Origin of the sequence: Comamonas sp. BIGb0152 (genome assembly GCF_024809975.1) — a bacterium.
Taxonomy (GTDB): Bacteria; Pseudomonadota; Gammaproteobacteria; order Burkholderiales; family Burkholderiaceae_C; genus Comamonas.
Window position 1 is genome coordinate 79,854 of the sequence record NZ_JANUDY010000007.1, and the last position, 17,185, is coordinate 97,038.

Genomic DNA, 17,185 nt, shown 5'->3' on the forward strand with positions numbered 1-17,185 from the left:
TTCCGCCACCATGGCCGCTGGTCTCAATCTCGCCCAATTACAAGCCGTGCACTACACCCAGGGCCCTTGCCTGGTACTGGCCGGCGCCGGATCGGGCAAGACCCGGGTCATCACCCACAAGATTGCCCGCCTGATCGAGACCGGCATGGCGCCGCGCAAGATTGCCGCCATCACCTTCACCAACAAGGCGGCGGCCGAGATGCGCGAGCGCGCCAAGAGCCTCATCGGCCGCCAAGCCAAGGATGTGCTGGTCTGCACCTTCCACGCGCTGGGCGTGAAGATGGTGCGCGAAGACGGCCATGTGCTGGGGCTCAAGCCGCAGTTCAGCATCCTCGACAGCGATGACGTGGTCGGCATCATCAAGGATGCCGCTGGTGGCACCGCCGATGTGGCCACCGCCCGCCAGTGGCAGTGGACCATCAGCAAGTGGAAAAACATGGGCCTCGATTACAAGGAAGCCCTGGCCCAGGCCGCCGATGACAACGAGCGCGCCATTGCCGTCATCATGCAGCGCTATGAAGAGCGGCTGACCGCCTACCAGAGCGTGGACTTTGACGACCTCATCGGCATGCCGCTGCGCCTGCTGCGCGACCACCCCGAGGTGCGCGCCAAATGGCAGGCCCATCTGGGCCATGTGCTGGTCGATGAATACCAGGACACCAATGCCACCCAGTACGAGCTGCTCAAGCTGCTGGTGGGCGAGCGCGGCCACCTCACCGCCGTGGGCGATGACGACCAGAGCATTTACGGCTGGCGCGGCGCCACCTTGGACAACCTCAAGAAGCTGCCGGTCGACTACCCCCAGCTCAAGGTCATCAAGCTGGAGCAAAACTACCGCTCCACCAGTGCCATCCTGCGCGCGGCCAACAATGTGATCCAGCCCAACCCCAAGCTGTTTCCGAAAACCCTGTTTTCTGAGCTGGGCGAAGGCGAGCCAGTGCGCATCGTCGATTGCGACTCGGAAGAGCACGAGGCCGAGCGCGCGGTTGCACGCATCCTGGGCCTGCGCGCGGCCGCCAACCCGCCGCCGGACTGGAAGAACTTCGCCATCCTCTACCGCGCCAACCACCAGGCCAAGCCGTTCGAGAAAGCTTTGCGCAAGGCCAATGTGCCCTACAAGGTCTCGGGCGGCACCAGCTTTTTTGACCGCGCCGAAATCCGCGACCTCTGCGCCTGGTTCCGGCTGTGGATCAACAACGACGACGACCCGGCCTTTTTGCGCGCCATCACCAACCCCAAGCGCGGCATCGGCCACACCACGCTAGGCCGCCTGGGCGAGTTCTCCAAGTCCCACCGCTGCAGCATGTTTGGTGCGCTGTTCAACGCCATGCTGGAAGACGCCATGCCCGCCAAAGGGCGCGAGAGCCTGCTGGAGTTTGGCCGCTATATCAACGACCTGGAATACCGCGCCCGGCAGACACGGGGCGCTGAGGATTCGCTGGCCTTCTTGCTCGACTGGCTCAAGGAGATCGGCTACGAGCAGCACCTGTATGACGCCGAAGACAGCGAAAAAGTCGCCGCCGCCCGCTGGACCAATGTGCTGGAGTTTTGCGACTGGATGGCCCAGCGCGCCGGCGGCAAAGCCAGCACCGCCGCTGACACCACCACGGTGAGTGAGGCCAAGAGCCTGCTCGAAGTCTCGCAAACCATCGCCCTGCTCTCGACCATCAGCGAGCGTGAAAAGGAGCAGGACATGGTGATCCTGTCCACCTTGCACGCCAGCAAGGGCCTGGAATGGCCGCATGTGACGCTGATCGGTGTCAACGAGGGCTTGCTGCCCTTCAAGCTCGACGACGATGACGGCCGCCAACAAAAAGTGAGCGAAGACACCGCGTTGCGCCTGCAGGAAGAGCGCCGCCTGATGTATGTCGGCATCACGCGCGCGCAGCGCTCCTTGGCCGTGAGCTGGACCAAGCGGCGCAAAAAAGGGCGGGAGCTGGTCGCGGCCCTGCCCAGCCGCTTTATTGCCGAAATGGGGCTGGACACCAGCACCGCCCGCGAAGACCCGCGCGAGAAGCTGCGCCAGCTGCGCGAGGAATTTGCGCGCAAAGCCCAAAATGCTGCCGCCGCCAGCCCCGAATCCCCCTGAATATCCATGACCAAGACCCTGATCCTGACCGCCCTCTGCGCTGCACTGACCAGCGCCTGCACCACCCCGCCGCCGGCACGCCCGGCCTGCCCCACCGCCCTGCAAATGGAGCAACCCGAGCTGCTGGGCCGCTGGCAGGCCGAGCTGCCCGGACTGCCCGGCCCCGTGATCCTGCAACTGGACAAGCACCCCGAATGGAACGGCACGGTCAAAGGCCAGATCCAGCGCCCGGGGGGCACGGCCATCGTGGTCGGTGATGTGGACAAGGGCAAGCTGACCATGGAAGAGTCGGCCGACGGCAAAAAAGTATCCGGCACCTGGCTGGGCGACGTGGTGGACGGCAGCTGCGGCCGCGAGATCCGTGGCGAATGGTTGGATGCCAACGACAACAGCCATGCATTCGTCATGCGCAAGCCACCGAAAACAGCGCAATAACCGCAATAATGGGCATCCGTGCCGCCCTCACAGCCACGCCTCCTACCCTCCTCGACCATGACAACAACGAAATTTCTGCGCTCGCCAGCACCTTTGGCGGCGAGCCTGCTGATGGCCGGCCTGCCGCTGAGCGGCTTTGCGCAAGTGCCAGCTGCGGCCGGGGGCTCAACGGCTCCCACCACCGTGTGGCAGCAATGCACAGCGCTGAGCGACGGCCCCGCCCGCCTGGCCTGTTTTGACCAATGGGCGCAGCAGCAGTCGCGCCAGCCCCTGCTGAGCCAACAGGCAGCGCCTGCAGCCACCACCCCCCCCGCCTCGGCGAACGCCATGCAGGGCCTGACGCCACCGGCCGGCGCGCTGGCGGCTGCCGACATTCCGGCGCCCATCGGCGGCTGCCGCAATGATGGCTACACGGAAATGTCCCGATTCTGGGAGCTAGAAGCGGGCACCGACTGCGGCACCTTCAGCTTCCGAGGCTACCGCCCGCTGTCGGTATCGGTGGCCGTCGGCGACAAGGTCAACCGCCAGCCGACCTCGCTCAACCCCGTCAACTCGGCCACGACCGAGACCGATTACCAACGGCAGGAAATGCGCATCCAGCTGTCAGTGCGCACCAAGCTGGCGCAAAACCTGCTCACCGACCCCAACGGCAAGCTGCGCGACTCGCTGTGGATCGGCTACACCGGCCTGTCCTACTGGCAGGTGTTCAACTCGGATCTGTCACGCCCCTTCCGCACCACCGACCACCAGCCCGAAATCTTCTACGTCTACCCGACCACCGCCCAGCTGCCCTTTGGCTGGCGCTGGCGCTACAGCGGCATTGGCCTGGAGCACCAGTCCAACGGCCAGAGCGACCCGCTCTCGCGCAGCTGGAACCGCACTTACCTGATGACCGGTTTTGAGCTGGACAACCGCTGGCAGCTGCAGGCCAAGATCTGGCACCGCATCAACGAGAGCGCCGAAGACGACAACAACCCCAATATCCAGAACTACATCGGCCGCAGCGAGCTGAAACTGGGCTGGAACGTGAACCAGCGCAACTGGATGGGGGTGACCGCACGCGGCTCGCTCAACGGCCACGGCAAGGGCTCCGGCCGCGTCGAATGGATGCACACCTTGGGTGATGGCTGGATGGGCGGCAAGAGCAATCTGCGCCTGCATGCCCAGGTCTTCCACGGCTATGGCGACAGCCTGATCGACTACAACTACAAGCGGACTGTGTTCTCGCTGGGCTTTAGCCTGCTGGACTTCTAAAAACCTGTTGAAAGTCAAGAACGTCTGCCCAGCAGACGTTCTCCAAAGCTTCTAGGCAGACAGCCGCAGCAGCCGCTGGCACAGATCCGATTGCGGATCCTCCAGCCCGTGCAGCACCGAGAAATGGTCGCAGCCAGGCAGTGCCGCCTGTTCGGCCACATTGCCCGCCGCCTGCCAGGCGCTGTGCATCAGCAGCGACTGGCGTTCAAACTCGCTTTGCTCCCGCCCGCCCCAGACCAGGTGCATGGGGGTGGCGCAGCGCCTGGCCGCAAATGCCGGGGAGTTGCGCGCAATCAGCCCGTCGTCGAGCTGGATCATCGGCTGCAGGTAGCTGTAGCGCAGCGGCGCGATATCGTAGAGGCCGCTGATCAGCAGCGCGCCGCGCAGCGGGTCATCGGGCAAGCCATAGTCGCGCTCCCAGGCCGTTTGCAGGCACATCGCGCCCAACTGGCCACCGGCAGAATGCCCGCCCACCACCACCCGTGCCGGGTCACCGCCATAGGCACCGATATGGCGCAGCACCCAGGCCAGGCTGGCACGGCACTGGCGCACGATTTCGTCGATGCTGACCTGCGGGCACAAGGCATAGTTCACGACCACCGTGCAAAAGCCCAAGGCTTGCGGACCGAAGGCGAGGCAGCTGAACTCCTTGGAGGTATTGGCCCGCCAGTAGCCGCCATGCAAAAAGACCCATACCGGCGCGGCAGCGCCACCCGCTGCGGGGAAGATATCCAGCGTCTCGGCCCGGGTCGGGCCAAATGGCACATCGAGCACACCAGCAAGCTGCGCGCGCGCCTGGGCGCTGCGCTGGGCAAAATGCTGGCGCGCCGCTGCCGGATCGGCCACCGGCCGCAGCGGGTCGTAGGCCGCATCAATCTGCGCCTGCGATTCAAAATCGCGGTACAGCTTGAATGGCAGGGGCGCGGCCATGGCCTGCTCAGCCGGCATCCGGCACCACGGCCGTCACCTCGATCTCCACCTTGGCGCGGTCCTCGATCAGGGCGACCACCTGCACCGCCGTCATCGCCGCGTTGAAGCTGCCAATCAGCTCGCGGTAGGCCTTACCGATCTCTGCCTGCTGGGCCATATAGGCCTGCTTGTCGGTGATGTACCAGGTCATGCGCACGATGTGCTCGGGCTTGGCGCCCCCTTCTTCCAGCACCGCCACAATGTTCTGCAGGGCCTGGCGCACCTGGCCGGCCAGCTCATCGGTGTGGAACACCCCATGCGCATCCCAGCCGATCATGCCGGCCACAAAAATCTGTCGGCCGCTGACCATGACGCCATTGGCATAGCCCTTGGGCCGGGGCCAACCTTGGGGAAGTAGTACTTGCATCTCACGATTCCTTCAAAAAAACAAGCCTTATGGAAAGCACTCACCCGCCATCCAGCGCGCAATGCGGGTCTGGATGGCCGCCGGTATGCAGATGGCCTCATGGCTGTCCAGGCTGGTGAACACCAGCACCTGCTGGGCCACAACCCGAACGTCACCATCGTCGCCCACACAGCGCAGCGCCAGGTTCAGCGAACGGCTGCCCAACCGCTGCACGGCCAGCTCCAGCTGCACCGCGTCGCCCATGCGGGCAATGGCCCGAAAATCGCAGGCCAGGTGCACGATGGGCAGGCCCGTGCGTTCGGGCCCCAGCATCTGGGCATAGGGGTAGTGCAGCGCCTGGTTGAACCAGTCCTCCACCAGCGACTGGAACAGCAGCAGGTACTGCGGATAAAACACAATGCCGGCCGGGTCGCACTGCGCAAAACGGATGGCCGTGCTACTGCGGAAAACAGGGCCGGTCTGCGGCCAGCTAAGCGCTGCCATGTCAGACCCCGATATAGCGCTGCCACAGCGCGGGCTGCGCCTCCAGCTGCGCCGAGCTGCCCTGCCACACCACCTGGCCGCGCTCGATCAAGGTGTGCTGGTCGGCCAGCGCCATCAGCCGCTTGACGTATTTGTCGATCACCAAGATCGCCTGGCCCTGCGCGCGCAAGGCGGCCAGGCACTGCCAGATCTCCTCGCGGATCAGCGGCGCCAGGCCTTCGGTGGCCTCGTCCAAAATCAGCAGATGCGGGTTGGTCATCAGCGCCCGGCCAATGGCCAGCATCTGCTGCTCACCGCCCGACAAGCGATTGCCGGGGTTGCGGGCCCGCTCGGCCAAGCGCGGGAACAAGTGGTAGACGCGCTCCAGCGACCAGGGGTTTTCCGAGGCATTGCGGTTGGCCGCAAAGGCCTGCAGGTTTTCCTGCACCGTCAGGTTGGCAAAGATCTGCCGGCCCTCGGGCACCACGGCCATGCCCATGCGGGCGATGCGGTCGGCGGCCAGGTGCTCAATGCGCTCGCCCCGAAACCGCACACTGCCGGCCGACGCAGGCGTCATGCCCAAGAGGCTGCGCACCGTCGTGGTCTTGCCCATGCCATTGCGGCCCAGCAAGGTGGCCACTTCGCCGGCGGCCATGCGCAGATGCATGCCAAACAGCACCTGGCTGCTGCCGTAGCAGGTCTCCAATGCCTCGACTTCCAGCAATGCACTCATCAGGCTGCCTCCTCTGTCTCATCGCCCAGGTAGGCGCGCCGCACATCCGGGTTGTGCCGTATCTCATCGGGCGTGCCCGTGGCAATCACCTTGCCAAACACCAGGGTCGAGATGCGGTCTGCCAGGCGGAAGACCGCATCCATATCGTGCTCGACCAGCAAGATCGTCGTGTCCTGGCGCAGCTGCAGCAGCAGTTGCACCATGCGCTCGGATTCGTCAGGTCCCATGCCCGCCATCGGCTCATCGAGCAGCAGCATGCGCGGCCGGGTGGCCAGCGCCAGCGCCACCTCCAGTTGGCGCTGCTCGCCATGGGCCAGCAGGCCGGCCGTCTGCTGCAGCTGGGCGGCCAGGCCTACGCGCTCGGCCACCTCGGCCGCCTGCGCATAGCGTGCGGCTTCGTTGCGCGCCGGGCGCCAAAAGCGCCAGCTCGATCCATCGCGCGCCTGCACGCCCAGGGCAATGTTCTCCAGCACCGTCAAGCGTTTGAAGATGCTGGTGATCTGGTAGGAGCGCACCAGGCCCGCCTGCACCCGCGCCGGCATGGCCATGCGCTCCACCGCCTCGCCCGCAAACAGAATCTGGCCCGCATCGGACGCCAGCGCCCCCGACAGCTGGTGGATCAAGGTCGTCTTGCCCGCGCCGTTCGGCCCTATCAAGGCATGGATCTGGCCGGCTTGCACGGCAAAGCTGGCATGGTCGGTGGCGGTGAGCCCGCCAAAGCGCTTGACCAGGTTCTGTACATGCAGCAACGGGGCAGCGGTGTGGGCGGTGCTCATCGCTTGCTCCACATGCCGCGCCGCAGGCTCAGCAAACCATTGGGTGCTACCAGCACCACAATCAGCAGCACGGTGCCCAGGCCCAGCTGCCAGTGCACGGTGTAAGCGGCCAGCACTTCTTCCAGCAGCAAAAACACCGCCGCGCCCAAGAGACCGCCATACAGATGGCCAACCCCGCCGAGGATGACCATGATCAGCAAGATGCCGGACTGGGTCCACTGCAGCATGCCCGGGCCGACAAAGCTGCTCTGGTTGGCCAGCAGCGCGCCCGCCAGGCCTGCAAAAGCACCGGCCAGCGTAAAGGCCACCAGCTTGTAGCGGTACACCGGAAAGCCGATGGCCTGCATGCGCGTCTCGTTTTCCTTGATGGCTTGCAGCACATGGCCAAAGCGGGCATTGAGCACCCGCGCCATCAGCAGCAGGCTGACCGTGACCAGCGCCAGCACCACGTAGTAGAACGTGGCATCCTGCGCCAGATCCAGACCCAGCCCGATGTCCGAGCGGCCGGGCAAAGACAGGCCGTCATCACCGCCCAGTGCCTTGAACGACATGATCAGGTAGTACAGCATCTGCGCGAACGCCAAGGTGATCATGATGAAGTACACGCCCTGGGTGCGCAGGCTGATGGCGCCCACCAGCAGCGAAAAAGCCGCGCCCATCAGCATGGCCAGCGGCCAGGCCAGCCAGGCCGAGCTGATGCCCTGCTGCATCAGCAGGCCCACGGTGTAAGCACCCAGGCCGACAAAGGCCGCATGGCCAAAGCTCACCATGCCGCCAAAACCGAGGATGAAGTTGAGGCTGGCAGCAGCCAGGCCAAACACCAGCACGCGGCTGGCCACGCCGATGTAGAAGTCCTCGCCGGTTGCCTGGGCGAACAGCGGAAAGGCGATCAGCAGCGCCAACAACGGCAATATGAAGCGCGGCTGCAAGCGGTGGTCGAAGACGCTGGGCTGCATGGCTGGCATGGCCTGGGCCGCAGCGGGCTGGGGGGCGGTGGTGTCAGTCATGGGCGGGGAACAAGCCTTGGGGTTTATAGAACAGCACGGCAGCCATCAGCACATAGATCAGAATCGAGGCCACGGCCGGGCCGGCGTTGGCCGCCACCTCGGGGCCCAGGGCCTTGTCAAACACCAAGGGCACCAAGGTGCGGCCGGCGGTATCGACCAGGCCCACCAGCAAAGCGCCCAGCAGCGCACCCCGGATGGAGCCAATGCCGCCAATCACGATCACCACAAAGGCAAGGATCAGAATGCTCTCGCCCATGCCCACCTGCACGGCCAGCAGCGGCCCCAGCATGCCGCCAGCCACGGCACACAGCGCAGCGCCCAGCGCAAACACCAGGGTAAACAGCCGGCGCACATTGGCACCCATCGCAGTCGCCATCTCGCGGTTGGCCGCGCCAGCGCGCACCTGCATGCCAAAGCGCGTGCGGGTCACCAACAGCCACAGCAACAAGGCCACGGCCAGGCCCACGCCGATGATCAAGAGCCGGTAGGCCGGGTAGGAAAAACCATCCATCAACAGGACCGGCCCGGCCAGCGCCTCGGGCGGGTTCAGCATCAGCGGCTGCGCGCCCCAGATGATGCGCACGATCTCATTGCTCATCAGCAAGATGGCAAAGGTGCCCATCACCTGCGAGAGGTGGTCGCGGTGGTAGAGGCGGCGCAGGATGGTGTACTCCAGCAGCACGCCCACCACCACGGTGGCCAGCACCCCCAAGCCCAGGCCCAGCCAAAACGAGCCGCTCGCCTGGCTGAAAGTCGCCACCAGGTAGGCGCCGATCATGTAGAGCGAGCCATGGGCCAGGTTGATCATGTCCATGATGCCGAACACCAGGGTCAAACCGGCGGCCAGCAGGAACAGCATCAGGCCGAACTGCAGGCCGTTGAGCGTCTGCTCAAGAATCAGGATGGTATTCATCGATCAGGAGGGCATCTTGCAGTCTTTGGCGTAGGCATCCTGGTGGTTCTTGAACACCGTGCCCACCGTGCGGTTGGTCAGCTTGCCCTGCGCATCCTTGCTCACCACGCGCAGGTAGTAGTCCTGCACCGGGAAATGGTTGCTGTTGAACTTAAAGCTGCCGCGCACCGACTCGAACTTGGCCGCCTCGATGGCCTTGCGCAAGGCGGCTTTGTCATCGAGCTTGCCTTTGACCTCGCGCACCGCCGCGTCCATCAGGCGGGCGGCGTCATAGCCGTGGGAGGCGTAGAGCGAAGGATTGCGGCCAAACTCTTTCTGAAAGTCGGCGACAAACTTCTTGTTCGCGGCATTGTCCAGGTCATGCGCCCACTGCGAGGTATTGAAGGTGCCCAGCATCGAGTCCCCCACCGCGCGGATCACATCCTCATCGGCCGAGAAGCCCGGGGCGTACAAGGTGATGTCCTTGGACAGGCCCGCACCGACAAACTGCTTGATGAAGTTCACGCCCAGGCCGCCGGGCAGGAAGATGTAGACGCCATCGACCTGGGCCGCGCGCATCTTGGAGATCTCGGCGCCATAGTCCAGCTGGCTCAGCGAGGTATAGGTCTCCATGCCCACTTCGCCCTTGTAGAAGCGCTTGAAGCCGGCGATCGAGTCCTTGCCTGCCGGGTAGTTGGGCGCAATCAGCGCCACGCGCTTGAAGCCCTTGTCCTGCATGGTCTGGCCGGCCGCCTCATGCAGCGCATCGTTTTGCTGCGAGACATTGAAGAAATACGGGTTGCACTGGGCCCCGGCGTACTGCGAGGGGCCGGCATTGGGGCTGATGAAGAAGGTCTTGTTCTGGAACGCCGCCGGGCCCACGGCCAGCATCACGTTGGAGAACACGGTGCCAGTCATGAAATCTACCTTGTCGCGCTTGAGCAGGCGCTCGGCGGTCTGCTTGGCCACCTCGGGGTTTTGCTGGTCATCGACCACCACCACCTCGGCGGGCAGGTTGCCGATCTTGCCGTTCATGTGTTTGACGGCCAGCTGAAAACCGTCACGGATATCGGTACCCAGACCGGCGCCGGGGCCGGACAAGGTGCTGAGCAGCCCCACCTTGACCTGGTCGGCGGCACTGGCGCTGCTGGCGCAGAGCAGCGCGATGGACAGACTCACAAGACTGCGTTGCAAAGGATGAGGCTTCATGCTGGTTCCCTGGTTGAAGTACGTAAAAATTTGCCGAGCCGCTACTATGCCGGGCTGTGCAGCCGAAACCGTTGTAGTTTTCCCGTAGCCGTGCGCGGCAGCTGCGCGACAAAGTCCACGGCGCGCGGGTACTTGTAGGGCGCCACCGTGCTTTTGACGAAATCCTGCAAGGTCTTGACCATGGCTGCGTCGGCGGCAAAGCCTGGGCGCAGCACCACAAAGGCCTTGACGATCTGGCCGCGCTCGCTGTCGGGCAGCCCGATCACCGCGCATTCAGCCACCGCCGCATGGGCCAGCAAGGCGTCTTCCACCTCGGGCGCGGCAATGTTGTAGCCCGAGGAGATGATCATGTCATCGGTGCGGGCCTGGTAGATGAAGTAGCCGTCCGCATCCATCACATAGGCGTCACCGGTCAGGTTCCAGCCCGCATGCACATACTGGGTCTGGCGGCTGTCGTTCAAATAGCGGCAGCCCGTGGGGCCTTGCACGGCCAGCTTGCCCACCGTGCCCGCGGGCACTTCCTGGCCCTGCGCATCCACCACCTTGGCGCGGTAGCCCGGCACCGCGCGGCCGGTGGCGCCCGGCCGGGCTTCGTCCTCGCGGTGCGAGATAAAGATGTGCAGCATCTCGGTCGAGCCGATGCCGTCGATGATCTCGATGCCGGTGGCGTCTTTCCACAGCGCGCGGGTCGAGGCGTTCAAGGCCTCGCCGGCCGACACGCATTTGCGCAGCGGTGTCTGGCGCAGCCGCTCGCCCTGCTGGGCCATCACGCGGTACGAGGTGGGCGCCGTGAACACCACGGTGGCGCCAAACTGTTCTATGCCATCAACCAGTTGCGCCGGGCCGGCTTTTTCCAGCAGCGCCATCGATGCGCCAATCGCCATCGGGAACAGCACCTGGCCGCCCAGGCCAAAGGTAAAGGCCAGCGGCGGGCTGCCGATAAACACATCATCGGGCGCAGCCCGCAGCACATGGCGGGGCCAGCAGGCGCAAACCGCCATGACATCGCGGTGGAAATGCATCGTGGCCTTGGGCACCCCCGTGGTGCCCGAGGTAAAGCCCAGCAGGCAGGTGTCGGTGGCAGCGGTCTGCACGGTGTCGAAATGCGGCGAGGCCTGGGCCATCAGCGGCTCCAGCGCTTGCGCAGCCGGCAGGCCCGTGCCATTGAAGTAGCGCACCGCTTGCAAGCGCGGGTTGGCAGCCTGTGCCGCCTGCACCTCGGCCAGCAAGGCCGCATCGCACAGCGCATGGCTGATCTGGGCAATCTCGATGATGGTGCCCAGCTCCTTGGCGCGCAGCAGCGGCATGGCAGCCACCGCAATGCCGCCCGCCTTGACGACGGCAAACCAACTCGCCACCATCATCGGGTTGTTGGGGGCGCAGAGCAGCACGCGGTTGCCGGGCACCAGGCCCATCTGCGCTGTCAATACGTTGGCGATGCGGTTGGCCTGGGCCTGCAAGTCGGCATAGGTCCAGCGTACGCCCTGGGCTTGCAGGCACAGGCGCTCGCCCCGGCCCTCGACCACATGGCGGTCCAGCAGCTCGGCGGCGCAGTTGAGGCGCTCGGGGAACTGCAGCTCGGGCAGCTCGAACAGGTACTCTGGCTGCAACTCGGGCGGCGGCAGATGCGTAGCGGCAAAGCGGTCGATATGCGCGGTATAGGGCGTGGCAGACATCTCGCAAACTCCAGACTGAAAGCAGAAACCGGAACCGGGGGCCAGGAACTAGACAGGGCGCGAGGGCATCGCCGGCGCCACCTGTTTGAGCAGTTCGCGGGCGATGATGAGCTGCTGCACCTCGGTCGCCCCTTCGTAAATGCGCAAGGCGCGGATCTCGCGATACAAGCGCTCGACCGGCTGGTCGCTAACAACACCCAGGCCGCCCCACATCTGCAGCGCTGCATCAATCACCTGCTGGGCGTTCTCGGTGGCGGTCATCTTGGCCATCGCCGCCTCGCTGGTCACGCTCTGGCCCTGGTCGCGCTGCCAGGCGGCGCGGTAGGTCAGCAGCGCGGCGCTGTCGATCTGTGTCGCCATCTGTGCCAGCTTGGCCTGGGTGAGCTGAAAATCGGCCAGCACGCCCTGAAACATGCGACGGCTGGTGGCGCGCTGCAAGGCCTCGTCCATCGCCCTGCGCGCAAAGCCCAGCGCGGCCGCCGCGACCGAGGTGCGGAACACATCCAGGGTACGCATCGCCAGCTTAAAGCCTTCGTCCCCCGCCCCCAGCCGCTGGCTGGCCGGCACGCGGCAGCCGCTAAAGCGCAGCCGCGCCAAGGGGTGGGGCGCGATCACATCGATGCGCTCGGCAATCTCCAGGCCCGGCGTGTCCGCATCCACGATCAGCGCCGAGATGCCGCGTGCGCCCGGCGCCTCGCCGGTGCGCACAAACACCACATAAAAATCAGCAATGCCGCCGTTCGAGATCCAGGTTTTTTCGCCGTCGATGACATAGTGGTCGCCATCCAGTCGGGCCGCGCAGGCCATGGCCGCCACGTCCGATCCAGCATCGGGCTCAGACAAGGCAAAGGCCGCAATGGCCTCGCCCCTTGCGACCTTGGCCAGGTAGCGCGCCTTTTGCGCCTCGGTCCCCGCCAGGCTGATCGCGCCCGAGCCCAGCCCTTGCATCGCAAACGCAAAATCGGCCAGGCCGTTGTGGCGCGCCAGGGTTTCGCGGATCAGACAGATGGCGCGGGTGTCGATCTGTGCGCCCACGCCGCCATAGCCCTCACCAGCCACTGCATGGCGCAGCCAGCCCCCGTCGCCCAGCGCCTTGACCAACCTGCGGCAATCGGCGTCGGTATCACCGCTGTGCACATGGGCCACATGCGCGGCGGCCCAGGCATCCAAGGTCTGCGCCAGCTCGGCATGGCGCGGCTCAAAAAACGGCCATTGCAGGTAACGGGTGTCGGCCATGTCAGTTTCCTTGGAATTGCGGCTTTTGCTTGGCCACAAAGGCCTCGTAAGCGCGCTTGAAGTCTTCGGTCAGCATGCAGATGGCCTGCGCCTGCGCCTCGGCCTCAATGGCCTGGTCGATGGTCATCGCCCATTCTTGGTGCAGCATGGTCTTGGTGATGCCATTGGCAAAGCTGGGGCCGGCGGCCAGGTCGGCGGCCATTTTCTGCGCCTGCGCCAGCAGCGCTTCGGGCTCGGCCAGGCGGTTGAAAAAGCCCCAGCGCTCGCCCTCGTCACCGCCCAGGCTGCGGCCGGTGTAGAGCAGCTCGCTGGCCCGCCCCTGGCCGATGATGCGCGGCAAAAAGGCGCAGGCGCCCATATCGCAGCCGGCCAGGCCCACGCGGTTGAACAGGAACGCCGTCTTGCTGCGGGCGGTGCCCAGGCGCATGTCCGAGGCCATGGCCATGATGGCGCCCGCGCCCGCGCAGATGCCATCGACTGCGGCAATGATGGGCTGCGGGCAGGCGCGCATGGCCTTGATCAGCTCGCCCGTCATGCGGGTGAACATCAGCAACTCAGGCGCCTTCAGGGCCACCAGCGGGCCGATGATTTCATGCACATCGCCGCCAGAGCAGAAGTTGCCGCCCGCGCCCACCAGCACCACGGCCTTGACATCCTGCGCCCATTTCAGGCGGTGGAACAGGTCGCGCAGTTCGGCATAGGAGGCAAAGGTCAGCGGGTTCTTGCGCTCGGGCCGGTTCAAGGTGATGGTGGCCACCCCGGCGCTGACCTGCCACAGAAAATGCTGGGCCTGGTAGCCCGCCAGTTGCTGGTGGTTGCCCGCCACCAGGGCGGGGTCGATTCGGTATTCGCTCATGCCTGTCTCCTGAGATTCGGGGTTCACATCACTTCGCCGCCAGCCACGGCAATGGCCTGGCCGGTCATCGCGCCAGCGCCTTTGCCGCACAGCCAGACGACCGCATCGGCCACCTCTTGGGGCTGCACCAGGCGGCCCTGGGGGTTGCCCCTGACAAATTCGGCCATGGCCTGCTCGGGGCTGCGGCCCGTCTTGGCCACCACCCGCTCGATGCTGGTCTTGACCAGGTCGGTTTCGGTATAGCCCGGGCACACGGCATTCACGGTAATACCCCGGCTCGCCACCTCCAGCGCCAGCGCCCGGGTCAAGCCCAGCACGCCATGCTTGGCCGCCACATAGGCCGACACATAGGCATAGCCCACCAGGCCTGCCGTGCTGGCCACGTTGACAATGCGGCCATAGCCCGCCGCCTGCATGGCCGGCAGCACCTGCTGCATGCACAGCATGGTGCCGGTCAGGTTCACGGCCAGCATCTGCGCCCACAGCTGGGCATCGGTCTTCATAAAGGGCGCGCTCTGCGCCTGGCCAGCGTTGTTGACCAGGATCTGAATATCGCCAAAGCCGGCCACGGCCTGCGCAAAGGCGGCCACCACCTCGGCCTCCAGCGCCACATCGGCCAGCACCTGCTGACACTGGCCCGGGAACGCATCCACCAGTTTTTGCAAAGGCTCAGGCCGGCGGCCCAGCACCGTCACCCGCGCGCCCTGCGCCAGCAGCTGGCCGGCTATCGCCTCGCCAATGCCCTGGCCGGCGCCGGTTACCAGCGCATGTTGTCCTTGCAAGCTATTTGTAGCCATCTGCGCTGCTCCTCAATGACCGGCGGCCGCTTGCTGGGCCTTTTCGCGCTCGAACAGGCTCTCCATCTGGCGCTTGCCGGCAAAGTAGGGCTGGGGCCAGGCGATGGCGGTGTAGCCAATCTTGGCGGCCTCGGTCAGGGTCCAGGCCGGGTTGGCCAGGTGGGGCCGGGCAACAGCGCACAGGTCGGCGCGGCCTGCGGCGATGATGGAGTTGGCATGGTCGGCCTCGCTGATCGCACCCACCGCCATCGTCGCAATGCCCGCCTCTTGGCGGATGCGGTCGGCAAACGGGGTCTGGAACATGCGGCCATAAACCGGCTTTTCCTGCTTGCTGACTTGGCCCGACGAGCAGTCGATCAGATCCGCCCCCGCCGCCTTGAAAGCCTTGGCAATAGCGACCGCGTCATCGGGGGTGATGCCGCCCGGCACCCAGTCATGGGCGGAGATGCGTACCGACATGGGCCGGTCCTGCGGCCAGACGGCGCGCACGGCCCGGAACACCTCCAGCGGGTAGCGCAGGCGGTTCTCCAGGCTGCCGCCATAGGCATCGCCCCGCTGGTTGGTCAAGGGCGAGATAAAGCTGGACAGCAAATAGCCATGGGCGCAGTGCAGCTCCAGCCAATCGGCGCCCACCTCAGCGGCCATTTGGGCAGCCTGCACAAACTGCTGCTTGACCTCGTCCATCTGGGCCAGGCTCATCGCCTGCGAGATCTGGCTCACGCCTTCCAGGTACTGCTGGGGAGATGCCGAGATGATGGGCCAGTTGCCCTCGGTCAGCGGCAGGTCCGTGCCCTCCCAGGCCAGGCGGGTGGAGGCTTTCGCTCCGGCATGGCCGATCTGCATCGCAAACTTGGCATCGCTGTGGTGGTGGATCCAGTCGCTGATGCGCTGCCAAGCCTGCTTTTGCGCCTCGGTATAGGTGCCGGGGCAGCCGGGGGTGATGCGGCCTTCCGGACTGACGCAGGCCATCTCGGCAAACACCAGACCGGCACCACCCATCGCACGCGCACCCAGGTGCACCAGGTGGTAGTCGCCCGGCACACCATCGACGGCCGAGTACTGTGCCATCGGCGAGACGACAATGCGGTTCTTCAAAGTCAGGCCGCGCAGGGTATAGGGCAGGAACATCGGTGGCGGCGCCTTGCCCTGCACCTCGACCCCGTTTTGCGCAGCCAGCCAGGCCTCGTAGCCACCCAGCCAGGTGGCATCGCGCAGGCGCAGGTTCTCGTGGCTGATGCGCTGGCTGCGCGTCAGCATCGAGTACATGAACTGCTCGGGTTCGAGCTGGTCGCAGTAGCGCTTGCCGCAGACCTCGAACCACTCCATCGCGTTCCAGGCGGCATTCTGGATGCGCAAGGTTTCCACCCGGCGCAGGGCTTGGTAAGCCTCCAGCACAGCGGGGATCTGCGCCTTGTCATCGCCCAGCTGCTGGAACTGGCGCGCCAGCTCGATGGCATCCTCAATGGCCAGCTTAGTGCCCGAGCCAATCGCAAAATGCGCCGTGTGCACGGCGTCACCCATCAGCACCACATGGCTGCCCTTGGCGTTTTGCAGCCACCACTGGTCGCAAACCACGCGCTGGAAATTGATCCAGGCCGAGCCGCGCAAATGGCGGGCATTGGTCATCAGCCGCGCGCCTTGCAGGTTGTCGGCAAACAGCTTCTCGCAAAAGGCAATCGATTGCGCTTGGTCGGCCGTGTCCAGCCCGCAGGCCTTCCAGGTTTCTTCGGTGGTCTCGACGATGAAGGTCGAGGTCTTGTCGTCGAACTGGTAGATATGGGCCTGGAACCAGCCGTGCTCGGTGCGCACAAAATCAAAGGTGAAGGCCTCGTAGACCTTGTTGGCACCCAGCCAGATAAAGCGGTTGGGGCGGGTGACGATATCGGGCTTGAAGACCTCGGCGTACTTGCTGCGGATGCGCGAGTTCACGCCATCGCAGGCAATGACGAGATCGGCATCGGCATAGTCCTCGTCGGACTGCACATCGGTCTCGAACACCAGCTGCACGCCCAGCTGCTCGCAACGCGCCTGCAGGATGTTGAGCAGGTGCTTGCGGCCGATGCCGACAAAGCCATGGCCGCCCGAGCGGATCTTGCGACCCTTGAACAGCAGCTCGATATCGTCCCAGTGGTTGAAAGCCTCTTCGATCTGCGCGGCCGTCGCCGGGTCCCAGTCGCGCATGTTGTCCATCGTGGCATCGGAGAACACCACGCCCCAGCCAAAGGTGTCATAGGGCTTGTTGCGCTCCACCACGGTCACGTCATGCGCGGGGTCCATCTGCTTCATCAGCAGCGCGAAATACAAGCCAGCGGGGCCACCGCCGATGCAGACAATTTTCATGGCCAGGGTCGTCCTGAAAAATACTTTATACCTAAATTATTGATGCATAAATAATTCACTAAAATACGCACATACCCTATCACCGGA

Annotated in this window: 16 protein-coding genes; 3 read left to right on the plus strand and 13 right to left on the minus strand. The window is 65.1% G+C overall.

The genetic code is table 11. The annotated features are described in order from the left end of the window. Nucleotides 1–10: 10 nt before the first annotated feature. Genes M2375_RS14715 through M2375_RS14725 form a run of 3 tightly spaced genes read left to right on the plus strand, consistent with a single transcriptional unit; the run spans nt 11 to nt 3,778 of the window. Entirely contained in the window at nt 11–2,089 is a 2,079-nt protein-coding gene (locus M2375_RS14715) for an ATP-dependent helicase (RefSeq protein ID WP_259168437.1), read from the plus strand. Between the two features lie 6 nt (nt 2,090–2,095). Beyond that, nucleotides 2,096–2,524, plus strand: a complete 429-nt coding sequence (locus tag M2375_RS14720; RefSeq protein ID WP_259168439.1) for a hypothetical protein — start codon at nt 2,096–2,098, stop codon at nt 2,522–2,524. Nucleotides 2,525–2,581: 57 nt separating this feature from the next. After that, nucleotides 2,582–3,778 carry a phospholipase A gene (locus tag M2375_RS14725; protein WP_259168441.1) on the plus strand — a complete coding sequence of 399 codons (1,197 nt, stop codon included), beginning with the start codon at nt 2,582–2,584 and terminating at the stop codon, nt 3,776–3,778. 51 nt (nt 3,779–3,829) lie between these two features. On the opposite strand, the gene M2375_RS14730 is transcribed toward M2375_RS14725, so the two are convergent. The 13 genes from M2375_RS14730 to M2375_RS14790 are packed head-to-tail and all read right to left on the minus strand — an operon-like array spanning nt 3,830 to nt 17,098. After that, nucleotides 3,830–4,708, minus strand: a complete 879-nt coding sequence (locus tag M2375_RS14730; RefSeq protein ID WP_259168443.1) for an alpha/beta hydrolase — start codon at nt 4,706–4,708, stop codon at nt 3,830–3,832. Between the two features lie 7 nt (nt 4,709–4,715). After that, nucleotides 4,716–5,114, minus strand: a complete 399-nt coding sequence (locus M2375_RS14735; protein ID WP_259168446.1) for a RidA family protein — start codon at nt 5,112–5,114, stop codon at nt 4,716–4,718. 27 nt (nt 5,115–5,141) lie between these two features. After that, a complete protein-coding gene (locus M2375_RS14740; protein WP_259168447.1) occupies nt 5,142–5,597 on the minus strand; it encodes a thioesterase family protein in 456 nt (151 codons plus the stop codon). A gap of 1 nt (nt 5,598) precedes the next feature. Further along, nucleotides 5,599–6,309 carry an ABC transporter ATP-binding protein gene (locus tag M2375_RS14745; RefSeq protein ID WP_259168449.1) on the minus strand — a complete coding sequence of 237 codons (711 nt, stop codon included), beginning with the start codon at nt 6,307–6,309 and terminating at the stop codon, nt 5,599–5,601. Next, entirely contained in the window at nt 6,309–7,085 is a 777-nt protein-coding gene (locus tag M2375_RS14750) for an ABC transporter ATP-binding protein (protein WP_259168451.1), read from the minus strand. Before M2375_RS14750 ends, M2375_RS14745 begins: the two co-directional genes overlap by 1 nt. Then, nucleotides 7,082–8,092, minus strand: coding sequence for a branched-chain amino acid ABC transporter permease (locus tag M2375_RS14755; protein WP_259168453.1), 1,011 nt, complete (start codon nt 8,090–8,092; stop codon nt 7,082–7,084). The genes M2375_RS14750 and M2375_RS14755 overlap by 4 nt, the downstream gene beginning before the upstream one ends. After that, nucleotides 8,085–9,005: a branched-chain amino acid ABC transporter permease gene (locus M2375_RS14760; RefSeq protein ID WP_259168455.1), complete on the minus strand. Its 921-nt coding sequence runs from the start codon at nt 9,003–9,005 to the stop codon at nt 8,085–8,087. The genes M2375_RS14755 and M2375_RS14760 overlap by 8 nt, the downstream gene beginning before the upstream one ends. 3 nt (nt 9,006–9,008) lie before the next feature. After that, nucleotides 9,009–10,193, minus strand: coding sequence for an ABC transporter substrate-binding protein (locus M2375_RS14765; RefSeq protein WP_259168457.1), 1,185 nt, complete (start codon nt 10,191–10,193; stop codon nt 9,009–9,011). A gap of 44 nt (nt 10,194–10,237) precedes the next feature. Further along, nucleotides 10,238–11,869 carry a benzoate-CoA ligase family protein gene (locus M2375_RS14770; RefSeq protein ID WP_259168459.1) on the minus strand — a complete coding sequence of 544 codons (1,632 nt, stop codon included), beginning with the start codon at nt 11,867–11,869 and terminating at the stop codon, nt 10,238–10,240. A gap of 48 nt (nt 11,870–11,917) precedes the next feature. Next, nucleotides 11,918–13,105, minus strand: coding sequence for an acyl-CoA dehydrogenase family protein (locus M2375_RS14775; protein ID WP_259168462.1), 1,188 nt, complete (start codon nt 13,103–13,105; stop codon nt 11,918–11,920). A gap of 1 nt (nt 13,106) precedes the next feature. Next, a complete protein-coding gene (locus M2375_RS14780) occupies nt 13,107–13,961 on the minus strand; it encodes an enoyl-CoA hydratase family protein (protein WP_259168465.1) in 855 nt (284 codons plus the stop codon). A 23-nt stretch (nt 13,962–13,984) separates the two neighbouring features. Then, nucleotides 13,985–14,758 carry an SDR family NAD(P)-dependent oxidoreductase gene (locus tag M2375_RS14785; RefSeq protein WP_259168466.1) on the minus strand — a complete coding sequence of 258 codons (774 nt, stop codon included), beginning with the start codon at nt 14,756–14,758 and terminating at the stop codon, nt 13,985–13,987. A gap of 12 nt (nt 14,759–14,770) precedes the next feature. After that, nucleotides 14,771–17,098, minus strand: coding sequence for a bifunctional salicylyl-CoA 5-hydroxylase/oxidoreductase (locus tag M2375_RS14790; RefSeq protein WP_259168468.1), 2,328 nt, complete (start codon nt 17,096–17,098; stop codon nt 14,771–14,773). Nucleotides 17,099–17,185 lie beyond the last annotated feature (87 nt).